This window comes from Micrococcaceae bacterium Sec5.1 (assembly GCA_039636795.1).
GTDB lineage: Bacteria > Actinomycetota > Actinomycetes > Actinomycetales > Micrococcaceae > Arthrobacter.
Genome location: CP143430.1, coordinates 3,119,753 through 3,139,013, shown reverse-complemented (window position 1 = coordinate 3,139,013; position 19,261 = coordinate 3,119,753). Strand labels below are relative to the sequence as shown.

At 61.6% G+C, this 19,261-nt stretch carries 18 protein-coding genes; 3 read left to right on the top strand and 15 right to left on the bottom strand.

The window, feature by feature from the left end; genetic code table 11:
- Positions 1–8: 8 nt before the first annotated feature.
- From zwf to pgl, 3 genes are read left to right on the top strand one after another with little or no spacing between them, the layout of a single operon-like run.
- Complete coding sequence (zwf, locus tag VUN82_14250; GenBank protein ID XAS70279.1) at positions 9–1,565, top strand: glucose-6-phosphate dehydrogenase; 1,557 nt, start codon at positions 9–11, stop codon at positions 1,563–1,565.
- A complete protein-coding gene (locus VUN82_14245) occupies positions 1,562–2,503 on the top strand; it encodes a glucose-6-phosphate dehydrogenase assembly protein OpcA (protein XAS70278.1) in 942 nt (313 codons plus the stop codon). Before zwf ends, VUN82_14245 begins: the two co-directional genes overlap by 4 nt.
- Positions 2,493–3,311: a 6-phosphogluconolactonase gene (gene pgl / locus VUN82_14240; protein ID XAS70277.1), complete on the top strand. Its 819-nt coding sequence runs from the start codon at positions 2,493–2,495 to the stop codon at positions 3,309–3,311. The genes VUN82_14245 and pgl overlap by 11 nt, the downstream gene beginning before the upstream one ends.
- Here the strand turns inward: pgl and VUN82_14235 are convergent.
- The 15 genes from VUN82_14235 to VUN82_14165 form a co-directional block, all read right to left on the bottom strand.
- On the bottom strand, positions 3,264–3,659 hold the full coding sequence (locus VUN82_14235; protein XAS70276.1) for an RNA polymerase-binding protein RbpA: 396 nt from the start codon (positions 3,657–3,659) through the stop codon (positions 3,264–3,266). The two genes, pgl and VUN82_14235, sit on opposite strands and share 48 nt — an antisense overlap.
- A gap of 165 nt (positions 3,660–3,824) precedes the next feature.
- Positions 3,825–4,082, bottom strand: coding sequence for a preprotein translocase subunit SecG (gene secG, locus VUN82_14230; GenBank protein XAS70275.1), 258 nt, complete (start codon positions 4,080–4,082; stop codon positions 3,825–3,827).
- Positions 4,083–4,118: 36 nt separating this feature from the next.
- Positions 4,119–4,934, bottom strand: a complete 816-nt coding sequence (gene tpiA / locus VUN82_14225; GenBank protein XAS70274.1) for a triose-phosphate isomerase — start codon at positions 4,932–4,934, stop codon at positions 4,119–4,121.
- A gap of 74 nt (positions 4,935–5,008) precedes the next feature.
- Positions 5,009–6,235: a phosphoglycerate kinase gene (locus VUN82_14220; protein ID XAS70273.1), complete on the bottom strand. Its 1,227-nt coding sequence runs from the start codon at positions 6,233–6,235 to the stop codon at positions 5,009–5,011.
- 9 nt (positions 6,236–6,244) lie between these two features.
- Positions 6,245–7,255 carry a type I glyceraldehyde-3-phosphate dehydrogenase gene (gap, locus tag VUN82_14215; protein XAS70272.1) on the bottom strand — a complete coding sequence of 337 codons (1,011 nt, stop codon included), beginning with the start codon at positions 7,253–7,255 and terminating at the stop codon, positions 6,245–6,247.
- Positions 7,256–7,525: 270 nt separating this feature from the next.
- Positions 7,526–8,149, bottom strand: a complete 624-nt coding sequence (locus VUN82_14210) for a superoxide dismutase (protein XAS70271.1) — start codon at positions 8,147–8,149, stop codon at positions 7,526–7,528.
- Positions 8,150–8,324: 175 nt separating this feature from the next.
- Positions 8,325–9,305: a DNA-binding protein WhiA gene (whiA, locus tag VUN82_14205; GenBank protein XAS70270.1), complete on the bottom strand. Its 981-nt coding sequence runs from the start codon at positions 9,303–9,305 to the stop codon at positions 8,325–8,327.
- Positions 9,306–9,318: 13 nt separating this feature from the next.
- On the bottom strand, positions 9,319–10,335 hold the full coding sequence (gene yvcK, locus VUN82_14200) for a uridine diphosphate-N-acetylglucosamine-binding protein YvcK (GenBank protein XAS70269.1): 1,017 nt from the start codon (positions 10,333–10,335) through the stop codon (positions 9,319–9,321).
- The gene (rapZ, locus tag VUN82_14195; GenBank protein XAS70268.1) at positions 10,335–11,258 is read right to left on the bottom strand and encodes an RNase adapter RapZ; all 924 of its coding nucleotides are present in this window, start codon (positions 11,256–11,258) and stop codon (positions 10,335–10,337) included. The genes yvcK and rapZ overlap by 1 nt, the downstream gene beginning before the upstream one ends.
- Positions 11,259–11,344: 86 nt before the next feature.
- Entirely contained in the window at positions 11,345–13,366 is a 2,022-nt protein-coding gene (gene uvrC / locus VUN82_14190; protein ID XAS70267.1) for an excinuclease ABC subunit UvrC, read from the bottom strand.
- Between the two features lie 43 nt (positions 13,367–13,409).
- Positions 13,410–14,078 (bottom strand): lysophospholipid acyltransferase family protein, encoded by a 669-nt coding sequence (locus VUN82_14185; protein XAS70266.1) that lies wholly within the window; start codon positions 14,076–14,078, stop codon positions 13,410–13,412.
- On the bottom strand, positions 14,065–14,781 hold the full coding sequence (locus VUN82_14180) for an HAD hydrolase-like protein (GenBank protein ID XAS70265.1): 717 nt from the start codon (positions 14,779–14,781) through the stop codon (positions 14,065–14,067). The genes VUN82_14185 and VUN82_14180 overlap by 14 nt, the downstream gene beginning before the upstream one ends.
- A 111-nt stretch (positions 14,782–14,892) precedes the next feature.
- Positions 14,893–17,820 carry an excinuclease ABC subunit UvrA gene (uvrA, locus tag VUN82_14175; protein XAS70264.1) on the bottom strand — a complete coding sequence of 976 codons (2,928 nt, stop codon included), beginning with the start codon at positions 17,818–17,820 and terminating at the stop codon, positions 14,893–14,895.
- A gap of 65 nt (positions 17,821–17,885) precedes the next feature.
- Positions 17,886–18,266 carry a GntR family transcriptional regulator gene (locus tag VUN82_14170; GenBank protein ID XAS74688.1) on the bottom strand — a complete coding sequence of 127 codons (381 nt, stop codon included), beginning with the start codon at positions 18,264–18,266 and terminating at the stop codon, positions 17,886–17,888.
- Between the two features lie 157 nt (positions 18,267–18,423).
- Complete coding sequence (locus tag VUN82_14165) at positions 18,424–19,203, bottom strand: trans-aconitate 2-methyltransferase (GenBank protein ID XAS70263.1); 780 nt, start codon at positions 19,201–19,203, stop codon at positions 18,424–18,426.
- Positions 19,204–19,261 lie beyond the last annotated feature (58 nt).

Here is a 19,261-nt window from a genome sequence, read left to right as displayed (position 1 = left end):
AACCAAACATGCCAGAAACTGAAAACGGCAGGAAGAACGCCAGCCTGCGGAATCCTTTGCGGGATCCGCGGGACCGGCGCCTGAACCGCATCGCCGGGCCGTCGTCGTTGGTGTTCTTCGGAGTCACCGGCGACCTCGCCCGTAAGAAACTCATGCCGGCGGTCTATGACCTCGCCAACCGCGGCCTGCTTCCGCCGAGCTTTGCCTTGGTGGGATTCGGACGCCGCGAGTGGGACAACGCCGACTTCGCCGCGGAGGTGAAAGAGAACGTCAAGGCCCACGCGCGGACCAAGTTTGACGAAGCCGTCTGGGAACAGTTGGCTTCAGGCATCCGCTTCGTTCAGGGCGAATTCGACGACGACGACGCCTTTGAGCGCCTCGGCGACGTGCTGGAGGAGCTGGATGAGACCCGCGGCACGCGTGGCAACCATGGCTTCTACCTCTCCATCCCGCCCAAGGCGTTCGAGCAGGTCTGTCGCCAGCTCTCCAAGCATGGCCTGGCTCAGGCGAAGCCCGGCCAGTGGCGGCGAGTGGTCATCGAAAAGCCGTTCGGTCACGACCTCGAGTCAGCCCGTCAGCTCAACGACATCGTCGAGTCAGTGTTCCCGCCGGATGCTGTGTTCAGGATCGATCATTACCTGGGCAAGGAAACGGTCCAGAACATTCTGGCGCTGCGCTTCGCGAACCAGTTGTTCGAACCGCTCTGGAACGCCAACTATGTTGACCATGTCCAGATCACCATGGCCGAGGACATCGGCACCGGCGGCCGTGCAGGATATTACGATGGCGTGGGCGCGGCCCGCGACGTCATCCAGAACCACCTGCTGCAGCTCCTGGCCCTGACGGCCATGGAAGAGCCTATTTCCTTCAACGCCGATGACCTGCGTGCCGAGAAGGAAAAGGTCCTCGCGGCCGTTAAGCTGCCCGATGATTTGTCCACGCATTCCGCCCGGGGACAATTTACCGGTGGCTGGCAGGGCGGCGAAGAGGTACTGGGGTACTTGGATGAGGACGGTATTCCGGCTGATTCCAAGACCGAAACGTATGCTGCGATCCGCGTGGACATCAACACCCGCCGCTGGAACGGTGTCCCGTTCTACCTTCGCGCCGGCAAGCGTCTTGGCCGTCGAGTGACCGAGATCGCGGTCGTCTTTAAGCGTGCACCCAACCTGCTGTTCCGGGACCACAACGACGACGACTTCGGCCAGAACGCCGTGGTGATCCGTGTTCAGCCTGACGAGGGCGCCACAATCCGATTTGGTTCCAAGGTCCCGGGCACGCAAATGGAGGTCCGCGACGTCACGATGGACTTCGGCTACGGCCACTCGTTTACGGAGTCCAGCCCCGAAGCCTACGAACGACTCATCCTGGACGTACTCCTGGGCGAACCGCCGCTTTTCCCGCGCCACCAGGAAGTCGAGCTGTCCTGGAAGATCCTGGACCCGTTCGAAGAGTACTGGGCGGGCCTGGAAGAACAACCGCAACCGTACGCACCCGGTAGCTGGGGACCGGCTTCAGCCGATGAACTCCTTGCCCGTGATGGACGAACCTGGAGAAGGCCATGATCGTAGATCTTCCCGACACAACCACCTCCAAGATCTCCAAGAAGATCATGTCGCTAAGGGAACAAGGCGGCGTGATCGCCCTGGGCCGTGTGCTGACCCTGGTGGTTGTCACGAAGTCCGGGCAGGAAGAAGACGCCATCGAGGCGGCCAACGAGGCCAGCCGCGAACACCCCTGCCGCATCATCGTGCTTGCCGATGCCGGGGTTGAGGCACCGGACCGCCTTGACGCGCAGATCCGCGTTGGCGGAGATGCCGGTGCTTCCGAAGTTATCGTCCTCCGAGGGTTCGGCCACATGGCCCACGAAAGTGAGTCCTTGGTGGCAGGCCTGCTGCTTCCGGATGCACCGATTGTGGCCTGGTGGCCTCACGGCGCACCGGAAAGCGCCTGCGAGACGTCCATCGGTCGTATTGCCCACCGGCGCATCACCGACTCCGCGAACGAGCCCGACCCCGCCCAAGCACTGGAGAACATTCGCCGGACATACAAGGCAGGCGACACGGACCTCGCATGGACCCGCCTGACGAACTGGCGCATGCAGCTCGCAGCCGTGTTCGACCAAGTGGACAACGACCCCGTCTCCGCCGTAGCCGTTGAAGGTGCTTCGGACTCCCCCAGCACCCTGCTCCTGGCAGCCTGGCTGGGCCTTGCCCTGCAGGCGCCGGTAACGATCGTTGCCGATCCGGCGGGTACGGGCATCCGCCGCGTCCGCATGACGCGTGCCAGCGGTGACGTTCAGCTTTTCCGCCCCGGATTGTCCGTGGCCGAGCTGACGCAGCCCGGCCAGCCTGCCCAGCGCATCACCCTCCCCCGACGCAGCCTGAAAGATTGCCTCGCCGAAGAACTTCGCCGGCTGGACCCGGACGAAGTCTTCGGAGAAGTGATTACGATGGGACTGCCACTAACCAGTCAGAGGAGAGTCCAGACCAGTGCACGCTGAGCCCAGAGTAAGCATCCACCCCGATTCCAAGGTGCTCATGGCGGCCATTGCGGCCCGCCTGATCACCAAGCTCGTGGATGTCCAGGACAAGCACGGTGAGGCCACGGTGGTCCTGACAGGAGGCACTGTCGGGATTGGCACCCTGAAGGCGGTGGCGGATTCTGCTGCGGCACCAGCTGTCGATTGGTCCAAGGTGAACTTCTGGTGGGGTGATGAACGGTTTGTGGCCGCGGGCAGCGATGATCGCAATACCCGCCAGGCACACCAGGCGCTGCTCGCGCACCTTCCTGTTGATCCTGCCCGCGTCCATGAGCCGGGTTCATCGGACGAGTTCGCATCGGCTGATGACGCTGCGGCTGACTATGCCGACAGGCTGAAGGCAGCAGCAGAGGCAGAGCATGCCGCTGACATGTCCGATACCCGTCCGGAGGAGCCCGGTGTCTTGCCGCGCTTCGACGTACTGCTACTCGGTGTTGGTCCAGACGCCCACGTCGCTTCCCTTTTCCCGGAGCAGGCAGCCATCAGGGAGAAGAACCGTACAGTGGTGGGCGTTGAAAACTCACCCAAGCCCCCGCCGTCGCGCATTTCCTTGACTTTGCCCGCCATCAATACTGCGCAGGAGATCTGGATGGTGGTAGCGGGCGAGGACAAGGCCGGTGCCGTGGGCCTTGCCCTGGCAGGCGCCAACCCTGTTCAGGTCCCCGCAGCAGGCCCCGTTGGGCGCTCCAGGACCCTGTGGCTCATCGACGAGAACGCTGCGTCACGTGTCCCCCAGCAGTTGGTCCGGAAGGACCCCGCGGGCGCGTAACCGCTCCAACGCTCCAGCCAGGACGATTTCGGCGTCCTGGCTGGAGCGTCTTTCTTTAACGTAATCCAAGTGGGATTTGAAGAGGTCGTCTTCCGGCCGGGTTTCCGCAACCTGGCCGGGGTCCCTCGATGCAAGGAGGCCACACTTTGGGCAGTCCCAGTTCTTCGGTATTTGTTCGTCCGGCAGTTTAAGGAAAACAAGCCGCGTCTCGTGTCCCTTGGCGCACCAATACGGGACACGAATACGCGGCAGTTGTTCTCCATCGCCGTGGTCGCTTTGATGTCGCGGAGCAGATCCCAGTGCTACACCAACGCGGGTGCCCCGGTAACCAGGCGTGCCATGAACCATTTTCGAACCCCTAGCGACTCGGTGGTTGGCCGTCACGGCCCGTAGGCCTTACGGCCAACAGGCCCAGTCTAATGCGAGGGGTACGACGGCGGCACTGGTGTTTGGTGCCCAATGATTAAGAAGTGCTGGGAAGGCTCCCTTGGAGGAGCCTTCCTGTGCAAACTTTTAGGAATCGCCGCCCGAGGTGAAGCGCATGATCAGGCCCAGGCCGATGATGACGACTCCCCAGGTGACACCAAGAATGATTGTGAAGCGGTTCAGGTTCCGCTCAGCAACGCCGGAAGAGCTCAATCCGGAGCTCATTCCCCCACCGAACATGTCGGACAAACCGCCTCCACGTCCCTTGTGGAGAAGAATGAGCAGCGTCAGCAGAAGGCTGGTTACGCCCAGCAGGATCTGCAGAATGACATGAAGAACGTCCACGACGGCCTTTCGAAGAAGCGGAAAACGGGAGCCGGACTAGTCCGTGACGAGGTGGCTCTCGAACCTGACAATGTTAGCAAACTCAGCTGGGTCCAAACTGGCGCCACCCACAAGCAGGCCGTCAACATCGTTTTCTGCCATGATGGCGGCAGCGTTGTTAGCCTTGACGGAGCCTCCGTACAGAAGGCGCGTCTTTTCAGCTACGACCTCGTCGAAGAGCTTGGCGAGTTCGGCGCGGATGGCAGCACACATTTCCTGTGCGTCTTCCGGGCCTGCAACTTCGCCGGTTCCGATAGCCCACACGGGCTCATAGGCGACCACAAGCTCAGCGGCCTGTTCCGGTGTGAGGCCTTCGACACCGGCGCGCAGCTGGGCCAGCGTGTGCTCCACGTGTGTTCCTGCCTGACGGATTTCGAGGCCTTCACCGACGCAAAGGACTGGTGTGACTCCGTGGCGGAACGCGGCTTTGACCTTTGCGTTCAGGACGTCGTCGGACTCGTTGTGGATGGTGCGGCGTTCACTGTGCCCCACCAGGACATAGGCGCAGCCCAGCTTGCTGAGGAACTGGCCGGAGATGTCACCGGTATAGGCGCCGGAGTCGAACTGGGACAGATCCTGACCGCCGTAAACGACGTCAAGTTCGTCGCCCTGTACGAGCGTCTGCACGCCGCGGAGATCAGTGAACGGAGGGAAGACGGCAACCTCTACACGGTTGTAGTCATGCTTGGCGTCCGAGAGGGTCCAGGCGAGCTTCTGAAGCAAGGTGATGCCCTGGACATGGTCCATGTTCATCTTCCAGTTGCCTGCGATGAAGGGCTTTCGGACAAAGTTGCCGTTGGCAGAGGTAGTCACATGAACTCCAAGAATGCGTTGATAAATGGAACAGCCGGCAGGACGCGTGGGCGTCCTGCCGGCCGGATTGCTGTTTAGCGGTCCAGGACGCTGAGGCCCGGAAGTTCCTTGCCTTCAAGATATTCCAAGCTGGCCCCGCCACCGGTGGAGATGTGGCCAAACTGGGAATCCTCGAAGCCGAGGGTCCTTACTGCTGCGGCTGAGTCGCCGCCACCGACCACCGTAAAGGCCACGGTGTCAGTCAGGGCCTGCGCGATGGCCCGCGTGCCGCTGGAGAATGCCTCGAATTCGAAGACGCCCATGGGGCCATTCCAGAACACGGTCTTGGCTCCTTCGATCTGCGCCGCAAAAGCTGACGCGGATTCGGGCCCGATGTCCAGTCCAATGCCGGAGGCACCAAACGAGCTTTCCTCTATAGCATCCGCGCGGACCACTTCGTGCTCGGCATCGGCCGCAAAACGGCTTGCAACCACGACATCCGTAGGAATCACGAACGACGTACCGGCGTCAGCTGCGCGCTTGAGGTAGTCCTGCACCACAGGAATCTGGTCCTCTTCCAGGAGGCTCCCAGCTACCTTGTGGCCTTCGGCGGCCAGGAAGGTGAACAGCATGCCGCCGCCAACCAGGATGGTGTCTGCCTTGCCAAGAAGGTTGTCGATGACTGCCAGCTTGTCCGAGACTTTGGAACCGCCCAGGACAACGACGTAAGGCCGCTGGGTGTCTGCCGTGAGCTTCCGGAGAACTTCCACCTCGGTGTGCACCAGATCGCCGAGGTAAGACGGCAGGCGCGTTGCGACGTCGTAAACGCTGGCGTGCTTGCGGTGGACTGCGCCGAAAGCATCGTCCACGAAGGCGCCGTTGTCACCAGTCAAGGCAACCAGTTCGTCAGCGAAAGCGCCACGCTCGGCGTCGTCCTTGCTGGTCTCGCGGGCGTCGAAACGCACGTTTTCCAAGATGAGTACTTCGCCATCCTGCAATGCAGCTGCCAGCTCCTTGGCGGAGTCGCCAACGGTATCAGCAGCCAATTGGACGTTGAAGTCCGCAAGTTCCGCAAGGCGGATCGCTGTGGGCTTCAGCGAGTACTTGTCCTCAGGAGCGCCCTTGGGGCGGCCGAGGTGGGCGGTTACGAGCACACGGGCACCGGCGTCCGAGAGCTTCTTAAGGACCGGGAGGGAGGCCTTGATGCGGCCGTCGTCGGTCACTGTAGAGCCGTCGAGCGGCACATTAAGGTCACTTCTAACCAGAATGTACCGCCCGCGGACACCTTCAGCGATGAGTTCGTTGAGGGTGTGAGATGTCATGTGTCTACCCTAGCCCAGCTTGGATGCGACGAGCTCCGTGAGGTCGACGAGGCGGTTGGAGTAGCCCCACTCGTTGTCATACCAGGAAACAACCTTGACCTGGTTGCCGATGACCTTTGTCAGGCCGGAGTCGAAGATCGAGGAAGCGGGGTCGCCAACGATGTCCGAGGAGACGATGGGAGCATCCGTGTAGCTCAGGATTCCGGCGAACTGATCCGACTCGGCGGCAGCCTTGACTGCGGCGTTGACTTCCTGGACCGTAACCTCGCGGGAAACAGTGACCGTGAGGTCGGTGGCGGAACCGGTGGGGACGGGAACGCGGATCGCGTAGCCATCAAGCTTGCCCTTGAGCTCCGGCAGGACCAGGCCGATGGCCTTGGCAGCACCAGTGGAGGTAGGGACCATGTTGATGGCGGCAGCGCGGGCACGGCGGAGGTCGCTGTGGGGGCCGTCCTGCAGGTTCTGGTCTGCCGTGTAGGCGTGAACCGTGGTCATCAGGCCACGCTCGATGCCGAAGGCGTCGTTGACTACCTTGGCCAGCGGGCCAAGGCAGTTGGTGGTGCAGGATGCGTTGGAAATGATGTGGTGGGCTGCGGGATCGTAGAGCTCGTGGTTCACGCCCATGACGATAGTGATGTCTTCGTCGCTGGCAGGTGCCGAGATAAGGACCTTCTTGGCGCCGGCGTCGATGTGCTTCTGAGCAGCTGCCGCCTTGGTGAAGAAACCGGTGGACTCGATGACGATGTCGACACCGAGCTCGCCCCAGGGAAGGTTGGCGGGATCGCGTTCGGCAAGGACAGTGATGGACTGGCCATTAACAATCAGGTTGCCCTCTTTGACTTCCACGGACTGGGTCAGACGGCCACCGACGGAGTCGTACTTCAGGAGGTGGGCGAGGGTCTCGGGGCTGGTGAGGTCGTTGACTGCGACGATCTCAAGGTCTGCGCCCTGGGCCAGTGCTGCGCGGAAGTAGTTACGGCCGATGCGGCCGAAGCCGTTGATACCAATACGGGTGGTCACTGTGTGTCAATCTCCTTGGTGCTCTTGCAAGCACGCCTAGTGAGTCGGATTTTTATTTCCAACTAACAGACCCCGCACGTCATTGGGCAGAGGTGATTATCAGATCGGAGGGCGACCAGCCACGTTGCTGAAGGCTAACCGCCTTCCGTGACCCATCTTACGTTTAACTAAGCCTGCCCCCGCAACTGCGGGGGCAGGCTTTCCAGTATTTGGTCCCATTTCACTGTTAATGTGACTTTTGTTACATCAACGTGAACCGGGGCTCACCAGCTACAGAACGATGAGGCCCGTAGCGTTGGCGCGGGCTGCTTCGAAGCGCTTGGCGACGTCTGCCCAGTTGGCGATGTTCCAGAATGCCTTGACATAGTCAGCCTTGACGTTGACGTAGTCCAGGTAGAAGGCGTGCTCCCACATGTCCAGCATGAGCAGCGGAGTGGTACCAACGGCGACGTTGCCCTGCTGATCGTAGAGCTGCTCGATGACCAGGTTGCCACCGATGGGCTCGTAAGCCAGGAAGGCCCAGCCGGAACCCTGCAGGCCGAGTGCGGCAGCGGTGAACTGGGCACGGAAAGCGTCAAATGAACCGAAGGCATCCTCGATGGCTGCTGCGAGTTCGCCTTCAGGCTTGTCGCCGCCGTCCGGGGAGATGTTGTTCCAGAACACGGAGTGGTTGATGTGGCCGCCGGTGTGGAACGCGAGGTCCTTGGAGAGGCGGTTGATGTTGGCGAAGTCACCCGATTCGCGGGCTTCAGCAAGCTGCTTGAGGGCGTTGTTGGCGCCTGCAACGTACGCAGCGTGGTGCTTGCTGTGATGCAGCTCCATGATCTTCGCCGAAATGTGCGGCTCAAGAGCTGCGTAGTCGTAGCCGAGCTCGGGCAGAACGTACTCTGTCACGAAATCCTCCAATGTAATGGACCGAAGTCCGGTTTGGTAACTCTCGTTGTGTTCATCCGGCCGGCAGGCCAGCCGGAAATCCTTGGGGAAGAAGCCTGCTCCTGCCGCCACCGGCAACAACCCGCTGCGGCCTCACAGTATTTCCTCCACACGATCTCGATTCTATGGGCGGGAGCTACTCGTCCATCATTTCCGGAGTCACATTTGCTTCCGTACCGGGAATTCCGAGATCGAGTGCGCGTTTGTCAGCCATCGCGAGCAAGCGGCGTATCCGGCCCGCAATGGCGTCCTTGGTCATGGGGGGATCGGCAAGGCGGCCCAGCTCGTCCAGGCTTGCCTGCTTGTGGGCGACCCTGAGCTCCCCCGCATACTTCAGGTGATCCGGAACATCGTCGCCCAGAATTTCAAGCGCGCGGTCCACCCTGGCACCTGCCGCCACGGCGGCCTGCGCCGAACGGCGAAGGTTGGCGTCATCAAAGTTGGCCAGCCTGTTGGCAGTGGCCCGGACTTCCTTGCGCATGCGCCGCTCCTCCCAGACCATCAAGGCGTCATGTGCGCCCATTCTGGTAAGGAGCGCGGCGATCGTGTCGCCGTCGCGGATAACCACGCGGTCGACGCCGCGGACCTCGCGGGCCTTGGCCTGTATGCCCAGCCGTCGTGCAGCACCCACGAGTGCCAGCGCGGACTCCGGCCCGGGACAGGTTACCTCCAAGGACGAAGAACGTCCGGGTTCGGTGAGGGATCCATGGGCCAGGAAAGCTCCGCGCCAGACGGCTTCCGCGTCGGCCGCAGAGCCATTGACAACTACAGAAGGCAGTCCGCGTACCGGACGGCCGCGACCGTCCAGGAGTCCTGTTTGGCGTGCCAGGGCTTCGCCGTCGCGGACAACACGGACCACGTAGCGGCTGCCCCGGCGCAGGCCGCCGCCTGAGACCACGATGATCTCGCTCTGGTGTCCGTAAACCTCGGCAATCGCGGCGCGCAGACGCCGGGCAGTCGAGGCCAGGTCCACCTCAGCTTCGATGACGATTCGTCCCGAAATAATATGCAAGCCGCCAGCAAAGCGGAGCATCGCCGAAACCTCAGCTTTACGGACTGAAGATTTCTTGATGTCCAGCCGGGACAGTTCGTCCTTGACCGACGCGGTAAGTGCCATCGCGTGTGTATTCCTAACTGTTCCCGAAAATATCGTGGTACGCCGCCGCCAAGAGCAGTGGATCGTGGACGGGGCGGCGCCTCGAAGCCCCTACTCTACCCAACACCACTTCCGCACCGATCATCCCCGCTGCTTTCTCAAAGGCCTTCAGGTCCTGGATCGCGGAGGGATCGGCAAGTACGACGTCGACGCTGAACTCCGGTGCGTAGCGTCGAAGGACATCCAAGTGGTCGGCCGCCGTCATGCCGGACGTTTCCTTGGTTTCGACATCAAGATTCATGGTGAGGCAGCGTTTGGCTGCAGTATCGCCCAAGGCTTGCCGAAGCTCCGGGAGCAACAAATGGGGCAATACCGATGTGTACCAGGACCCTGGTCCGAGAATGACCCAATCGGCGAGCTCGATCGCGGTGAGCGCCTCAGTGCAGGCTCGGGCGTCCTCGGGCAGCAGCCGCACTTCCTCCAGTTTTCCAGCAACCGCGCATTTCGCCTGGCCGCTGACCGTCTGCAGTTCGTGTCCCCCGCCGGGCAGTTCCACCCGGGCCTGGCCCTCGATGGTCAAAGGAACACTGGACATCGGCAGGACTTGGCCCCTCGCGCCCAGCAATGCCCCAGCCCATTTGAGGCCGGCCACGGTATCCCCCAGCAGCTCCCAGAGGGTGACGATAAGCAGGTTTCCCATCGCGTGGTGGTCCAGGGAACCGCCCTTGGCGGTTCCCGCAGCGAATCGGTGCTGCATGACGTCCCGCCATGTGCGCCCCCAGTCGGTGTCGTCGCAGAGCGCGCTCAGTGCCATCCGCAAGTCGCCGGGCGGCAGGACACCATACTCGTCCCGTAGACGCCCGGAGGAGCCGCCGTCGTCAGCTACCGTGACGATTGCCGTCAGTTCTGACGTCAACAGACGAAGCGCGGAGAGCGAGGCCGCCAGTCCGTGTCCGCCGCCGAGGGCCACCACGGATGGACTCTTGTTTTGTTGGCTGCCCGGAACACCCTTGGGCGGGATGAGGGGCAACGGACCTGTGAGGACTCCCATTACTCACGCCCCAGGTCGCGGTGCGTGGTTGTGACGGTAACGCGCGGATATTGCGCGAGGCGTTTGGAGAGCTCGACGGCGACTGCCACCGAACGGTGCTTGCCACCTGTGCATCCCACAGCAAGGGTGGCGTAATGCTTGTTCTCCTGGCGGTAGCCGTCCAGGACCGGTTCCAGGGCCTTGACGTAACGGTCGACAAATTCCTGGACCCCGTCAGCGGCGAGCACGTAGTCGCTGACATCCTCATCCAATCCTGTGTGGGGACGAAGTTGTGGCACCCAGTGCGGGTTGGGAATGAAACGGGCGTCGGCCACGAAGTTGGCGTCAACAGGCAAGCCGTACTTGAATCCAAAACTCATGACATTGAGCCGGAGCGTCACAGGTCCGGTATCGCTGAACAATTCAGTGATGGCAGTTGCAAGGCCGTGAACGTTGAACTCACTGGTGTCCAAAACGACGTCGGCATGCTCCCGGAGTTCTCGCAGGACCTCACGCTCTATGCCGATTCCGTCAAGGATCCGTCCACCGCCCTGCAGCGGATGGGGACGCCGGCCCTGTTCGAACCGGCGGACCAGGACTTCATCGCTGGCATCGAGGAACAGTACCCGGAACGTGATGCCAGTGGCGCTCAAGGCGCCCAGAGCGGTCTGGATGTCAGTAAAGAGGTCCTTGCTTCGGACATCCACCACTACGGCCAGCTTGGGGATGGATTTGGGCGCGTGAGAGACGATTTCCGCCAAGGTGCCAAGCATCTGGGGAGGAAGGTTGTCTACAACGTACCAACCGTGGTCCTCCAATGCGTCCGAAGCGGTACTGCGTCCCGCCCCCGACATGCCGGTAACCACCAGCAGTTCCGCCTCCGCCGGCTTGACGGGCGTTAGTCCGTCCTGCTCCGCGCCGGCTCCTGCCGTTGCCTCATCCATCAGTGGTCCCCGTTTCCTTGGAAGTGGTTGTTACAGCCTGACCGGTGGCATCGCAATCGCGGCCACCGGTCAAGTTCTTACCCTAGCTAAGATTCGAGGATTTCGCCGGTCGTCATGTTCACGGCGGGAGCGGCTTCACCTGCGTCTTCGCTCGAACCCAGATGCTGCACGACCGCAGCTGCCAACGCTGGACCGATGCCCTTGGCAGAGGTAAGTTCCTCCATACTGGCCGCCCGGATCTTCTTGAGGGAACCAAAATGCGCCACCAAGGCCTTGCGTTTGGCCTCTCCCAAGCCCGGAACGCCGTCCAGGGCAGAGACCGTCATGGCCTTGCCGCGCTTTTGCCGGTGGAAAGTGATGGCGAAGCGGTGGGCTTCATCGCGGATGCGCTGGAGCAGGTACAAGCCCTGCGACGTCCGGGGAAGGATCACCGGAAAGTTGCTGTTGGGGAGCCAGACCTCTTCAAGGCGCTTTGCCAGGCCAACCACGTAGACGTCGTCGATGCCCAACTCAGCCAAAGCACGCGCTGCAGCATTGACCTGCGGCTGCCCGCCGTCCACCACCACCAGGTTGGGCGGGTACGCGAACTTGGCCTTAGGCGCCGGCATGGTGGGGTCCGACGGCGGCGCTTCAGTTCCCTTGGCAGCCGCGGCGCCGCCCGCACGGGTCGGGTTGATGATTTCGCCGGAGACGGGCACCTGGGCGGCCTTGTCAGTGAGGTAGTGGCGGAAGCGTCGCGTCAGGACGTCATGCATGGCGGCGGTATCGTCGGCTGCCGCAGCTCCCGTGATGGAGAACTTGCGGTAATCGGACTTCTTGGGCAGGCCGTCTTCCACCACCACCATGGACGCCACCACGTTGGTTCCTTGGACGTGCGAGATATCGAAGCATTCGATCCGAAGCAGTGGAACAGGAAGCTCAAGGGCCTCCTGGAGCTCCTGAAGGGCCAGCGAGCGGACGGTGATATCCCCGGCGCGGCGGGTCTTGTGCAGCTTCAGCGCCTGCTCGGCATTCTCCCGGACCGTTGACATCAGCGCAGCCTTGTCACCGCGTTGGGGCACACGGATATCCACCTTTGCCCCGCGGAGCCCGCCGAGCCATTCACTCAGCTCGGCATGGTTGCTCGGATTTTCCGGAATCAGCACTTCCCGCGGGATGCGGCCCTGGACCTCGCTGTCCTCCCCGTAGACCTGCTGCAGCAAGTGCTCGATGAGTTCCGGCGTCGTGGCGTCTTCGACTTTCTCCACCACCCAGCCGCGCTGTCCGCGGACCCGGCCGCCGCGGACGTGGAACACCTGCACGGAGGCCTCAAGCTCGTCTTCATGCAGCGCGAAGACGTCGGCGTCCGTATCCTCCGCGAGGACTACGGCGTTGCGTTCGAAGACCTTGCGCAGGGCGATGATGTCGTCCCTGAGCCGTGCGGCGCGCTCGTAGTCCAGTTCGGCGACAGCGGCCGCCATATCTTTTTCAAGCCGGTTGATGAAGCGCTTGGCTTCCCCACCCATGAAGGCGCAGAAGTCCTCCGCAAGTTGACGGTGTTGCTCAGGCGTCACGCGGCCGACGCAGGGTGCCGCGCATTTGTCGATGTAGCCCAGAAGGCAGGGGCGCCCACTGGCTTGCGCCCGCTTGAGGACACCTGCGCTGCAACTGCGGACCGGGAACACGCGAAGGAGGGTGTCCATGGTCTCCCGGATCGCGCCAGCCGTGTAGGGGCCAAAATACCTGGTGCCCTTTTTGCGTTCGCCACGCATGACCTGCACCCGGGGGTACTTCTCCCCCATGGTGACGGCCAGGTAGGGATAAGTCTTGTCGTCCCGGAAGACAACGTTGAAACGAGGCTTGAATTCCTTGATCCAGGTGTATTCCAGCTGTAGCGACTCCAACTCGCTGCCCACAACGGTCCACTCCACGCTGCTCGCGGCATGGACCATGGCGTGGGTCTTGGGTAGAAGCCCGGAGGGGTTGGCAAAGTAGGAATTCAGCCTGGAACGGAGGTTCTTGGCCTTGCCCACGTAGATGACCCGGCCGTGGGGGTCGCGGAAACGGTAGACGCCCGGGGTGGTGGGAATTTCACCCGTCTGGGGCCGGTAACTTGCTGGATTTGCCACCATTCCAGTCTAGTGAACTGGACCGACAGCCAGCGCCAGGCGCTCAGTCCACCGATTTGCTTTGGTTATAGCTTGTGGACCGTTCCTGACCGCTGAGGGCAGCGATGGCATCCATAATCTTGTCCGTCACCTGGCGGCGTGCAGGCAGGGAATGGTCCGGGCCCGTCTTGTCGAAGTACAGCGGCTCGCCAACCTTCATGGTGAAGTGCTGGGGGCGAACGGCGTTCTTGTCCGCCGGCTGCAGTTTCTCCGTGCCTATCAGCCCCACAGGAATCACAGGTGCGCCCGTGGTGAGTGCCAACCAACCGACGCCGGTCCGGCCGCGATACAGGATGCCGTCGCGGGACCGGGTACCCTCCGGGTAGATTCCAATGCCCTTCCCGGACTCCAGGATGTCCAGCAGGGTCTTCAGCGCCTGCACACTCGCTGCCTGTTCACCGCGTTCCACCGGGATGGAACCGACAGCTTCGAAGAAGGACTTCATCACAGCGCCCTTAACGCCTTTGGTGGTGAAATACTCCGCCTTGGCGAAGAACGCCACTGGACGAGGCATGAGCGCCTGGACAATCACGCTGTCCAGGAAGGAGAGATGGTTCGGCGCCACGATGAACGGACCTTCTTTGGGCACGTTCTCCAGTCCAATGACCGTGGGCCGGCACGTGGTGGAGATCAGTCCACGCGTAGTCCAGCGGATCGCATCAAAGACTGCCATCGTTTTGTACCTCGCTCAGGGCCGCCGCGCGGACAGCATCAAGTTCTTCAATTTTGGTTCGCAACTCAAGGGCGGTGCCGACCACGGCGACCGCACCGGCTTCCTCCAGCTCGCCGTCCGAGGCGAAGCCCCAACGTACACCAATGCAATCCAGGCCGTTGGCCATTGCTCCGGCCACGTCCTGGTGCCGGTCTCCCACCATCACAGCAGGCTGGGAGTGGAGATCCGCCAAGGCTGCGCCAACAATCTCGATCTTGCCGGACGCGGAATTGGCCGCCAGCGATTCGTCGTCTGCAGCTCCCCTAATGGACACAAAGAAATCCGCAATACCGTGATGCTCAAGGACAATCCGGGCAATACCTTGGGGCTTCTGGGTTGCAACTGCGACGGCCCGCCCTGTTTCGGCAAAGAATTCAAGGAGGTCGAAGATTCCCGGATACAACTTGCTCTGGCCAATACCGGTTTCCCTGTAATGCTGCCGGTAACGGGAAATGGTTTCATCGACCAATTCCGCCGGGACATTCGCTAAATGCAGGAGTGCATCGCTGAGCTTGGGGCCAACCATGGCGTTCAGCACGGCCTGTTCCGGAACGGGGAGGCCCATTTCGCGCAGGGCCGCGGATATTCCTCCTGTGATACCGCCGGCTGGATCGACAAGGGTGCCGTCCAGATCGAAAATTACGGGCACCGTTGTTTGAGTCACCGGGTTAGTTTCTCACGAGTAGCGGCATGCCTGAAACTCGCATGCCGCTACCGGAATACTTCTGCCGTGCTGAGGATATTCTTTAGGTGTCCGGTGAGGCAGTCCGGACAGTTAGCGCAGAATTTCCGCAAGGAACGTTGCGGTGTGGCTGTCAGTGGACTTGGCTACCTGCTCAGGGGTACCCGTTGCGACGATCTTTCCTCCACCTGAACCGCCGTTCGGCCCGAGGTCCACAATCCAGTCCGCGGACTTGATGACGTCCAGGTTGTGCTCAATGGTGATCACGGTGTTGCCTTTGTCCACCAGTCCCTGGAGGACCATGAGCAGCTTCCGGATGTCCTCAAAGTGCAGGCCGGTAGTGGGTTCGTCCAGAACATAGATGCTTCGGCCGTTGGACCTCTTCTGGAGTTCTGCGGCCAACTTCACACGTTGCGCTTCTCCACCGGACAGGGTTGTAGCTGGCTGGCCCAGCCTGACATAGCCCAGTCCTACGTCCACCAAGGTGTTCAGATGCCGTGCGATGGGAGTGAAGGCAGCAAGGAATTCAGCGCCTTCCTCGATAGGCATGTTAAGGACATCGGCAATGGTCTTTCCCTTGTAATGCACTTCAAGGGTTTCACGGTTGTAACGGGCGCCGTGGCACACCTCACAGGGAACGTAGACGTCAGGCAGGAAGTTCATTTCGATCTTCAATGTGCCATCGCCGGAGCATGCTTCGCAGCGGCCGCCCTTGACGTTGAACGAGAAGCGGCCGGGCTGGTAACCGCGGACCTTTGCTTCGGTGGTTTCAGCAAACAGTTTCCGGATGTTGTCGAAGACGCCTGTGTACGTTGCCGGGTTGGAGCGCGGTGTGCGTCCGATGGGGCTCTGGTCAACGTGGACCACCTTGTCCAGGTGCTCCAATCCATTCACGCTCCTGTGCCGCCCGGCAACCTGCTTGGCGCCGTTGAGCTTGTTGGCGAGGACCTTATAAAGGATTTCGTTCACGAGCGTGGATTTGCCGGAGCCGCTGACACCCGTCACTGCCGTAAAGAGGCCCAGGGGGAATGTGGCATCCACATTGTCCAAGTTGTTTTCCCTGGCACCGATGACCTTGAGCTCACGCTTTTTGTCGTACTTGCGGCGCTTGGCCGGGATGTCGATCTTTCGGCGGCCGGACAGATAGTCGCCAGTCAAGGACTCCTTGTTTTCCAGGAGCTCCTTGTAAGTACCGGAATGTACAACCTGTCCGCCGTGCTCGCCGGCGCCAGGTCCAATATCAACCACCCAGTCCGCTTCATGGATGGTGTCCTCGTCATGCTCCACCACGATCAGGGTGTTGCCGAGATCCCGAAGGCGGGTCAGTGTCTCGATCAAGCGGCGGTTATCGCGCTGGTGAAGGCCGATGGAGGGCTCGTCCAGGACGTAGAGGACTCCCACGAGGCCGGACCCAATTTGGGTAGCAAGGCGGATGCGCTGGGCTTCACCGCCGGACAAGGTCCCGGAAGGACGTTCCAGGTTCAGGTATTCAAGCCCTACGTCCAGAAGGAACGTCAGACGGGCCTGAATTTCCTTCAGAACCTGGTGGGCAATCTGCGCCTCGCGGTCTGTCAAGGTCAAGCTGCCCAGGAACGACGCGCAGTCACGCATGGGAAGCGCCGCTACTTCAGCGATTGACTTGCCATTAATCAACACCGACAACGAAGCAGGGTTGAGTCGCGCACCGTTGCACTCGGGGCAGGGAATCTGGCGCATGTACTCTTCGTACCTGTCCCGCGCCCAATCCGAGTCGGTTTCGCCGTGCTTGCGGTGTACGTATTGGATGGCACCCTCAAAGCCGGTGCTGTACTTGCGTTCCCGGCCAAACCGGTTCCGGTACTGGACCACAACCTTGTGATCCTTGCCGTGCAGCACGGTGTTCCGGACATCCTTGGGGAGCTTTTCCCACGAGGTGTCCATGGAGAAGCCGAGTTCATGGGCCAGGCCCTCCAGGAGGCGGTTCCAGTACTCGGTGGTGGCGGTGCCCAGGGACCAAGGCGCGATGGCGCCCTGTGCCAGGGAAAGCTCGGGGTTGGGAACGATCAGTTCCTCATCCACTTCAAGCCTGGTTCCGATGCCACTGCAGGCTGAGCAGGCGCCGAAGGGGTTGTTGAACGAGAAAGAGCGAGGCTCGATTTCATCGATGGCCAGGGGGTGCTCGTTGGGGCATGCGAGGTTCTCGGAGAAGGCACGGATACGTGCGGGGTCTCCGGCCTCAAGGTCCACGAACTCAATCAGCACCCGGCCTTCTGCCAAGCCCAGCGCAGTTTCAATGGAATCGGTAAGCCGCTGGCTGATGTCTTCCTTGACCACCAAGCGGTCCACTACCACTTCGATGGTGTGCTTGAACTGCTTGCCAAGCTTGGGCGGCTCGCTGAGCTGTACCAGCTCGCCGTCCACCCGGGCGCGCGAATAACCCTTGGCCGTCAGCTCCTTGAAGAGGTCCACGAACTCGCCCTTGCGCCCGCGAACCACGGGGGCCAGAACTTGGAAGCGTGTGCCCTTTTCCAGTTCCAGGAGCTGATCAACGATCTGCTGCGGGGTCTGCCGGGCGATGGGCTCGCCACAGACAGGGCAGTGGGGACGGCCTACACGCGCCCAGAGAAGACGCATGTAATCGTAAATTTCGGTGATGGTGCCCACCGTGGAACGGGGGTTCTTGCTGGTGGACTTCTGATCGATCGACACTGCCGGGGACAGGCCCTCAATGAAGTCCACGTCCGGCTTGTCCACTTGGCCCAGGAACTGGCGGGCATAGGCGGACAACGATTCCACGTACCGCCGCTGTCCTTCGGCGAAGATCGTATCGAAGGCCAAGGAGGACTTGCCCGAACCCGAAAGGCCCGTGAACACGATCATCGCGTCCCTTGGGAGGTCCAGATCTACATTGCGCAGGTTGTGTTCACGTGCGCCCTTGACTACCAGCCGGGACAGGTCCGGCCTGGTGGGCTTGGTATCGGGAACGACGGCTACGCTCTTCAGGGCATCGATGGCTGCATCTTCAGCTAAGGCTTTGGGCACCTACCAATGCTAATCGAAAACTTCTTCGAATTTCCATGTCGTGCCTCACATGCTACTCATCGGTATCAATCAGCGTCATACGCGGCCGCAAGAAGCTGTACCGCTTCGGCGAATGAGGCGCCTTGGGCCTTAGCCGCAGCAGCATATTGGGCGGCAACCTCCGCAAGCGCGCCCCAGCGGTCATCCCGGGCACACACGATGGTGCCGTTGCGTCCCCGCGTAGCGACGACACCCGCAGCCTCCAACTCCTTATAGGCCCGGGCCACTGTATGTGGGGCCACATCCAGCACGCCCGCAAGATTGCGCACCGGCGGGAGCTTGGCTCCCACTGCGAGGACCCCGGAGTCTGCGAGTTCGATGATGCGCAGTCTCAACTGCTCAAAAAGGGCAACTCCGCTGCTGGTGTTGGGGCGCCAGTTCCCGGGAAATCCGTCCATGGCAGTCATCGCGAACACCGGCCAGGTGCCGGGACCCATGCGGGCGTTTGCTGCTGAATGAAGCGTCCATGGTCCATGCCGAGAATTAGACCAGCGACGCGGAACGGGAACAAGCCACTTACGGCTGGAAACTTAATTGCTACGGCCGGCAACGGGTCGTGCGGCCTCACGTGTCCCTCCGGGCCACCGCAAAGATGCGGCGGAACGGGAACACTGTTCCGTGGCTTGTGGCCGGATAAGCCTTGCGCAGCAAAGCGGAATATTCGTGCTCGAAGTCGGCGGCATCCTCGGGAGACAAGGCTGTGAGCACTGGCCGGAGTCCCGTGCCCCGCACCCATTCAAGGACCGGATCCTTGCCCGGTAGTACCTGCTGGTAGGTGGTTTCCCAAGCGTCAGCTGCGCATCCGGCGTCGAGCATGATCCCAAGGTAGTCGGCGGGACTACCCACAACGCCATCATGCCGAAGAACGTCGCCAAGGCGGGAGGACCACTTGGATGACTCGGCTAGCTCCCTCATGAGCGTGTGCGAAGGGGATGTGAAATTTCCCGGCACCTGCAGGGCGAACCAGGCACCCGGCTTAAGTTCACGTAGCCACTGACCCAGCATGGCTTGGTGCCCGGGAACCCACTGGAGCGCGGCATTGGTTACTACGACGTCGGTCTCCTGGTCAGGCTGCCAGCCAGCAATATCCGCCTGCTCGAATTCCAGGTTGGCGAATTTCCGGGCTTGTCCAAGTGCCTTCGCAAGCATCTCGCCAGAGGAATCGAGGCCGACGATGCGGGCATCAGGCCAGCGCACAGCCAGTGTGGCTGTGAGGTTACCGGGGCCGCATCCAAGATCCACCACTTTCCGCGGTGACTCAGCCTGAATCCTGGCCACGAGGTCATGGAACGGCCTGTCCCTGTGATTGCCGAACTCCACATACTTGGATGGATCCCACCTCATATAAGCCTCCTCGCATTTGGCAGCAGCGCTGGGGCGAGCCTAAACCGTCCGGGCACTA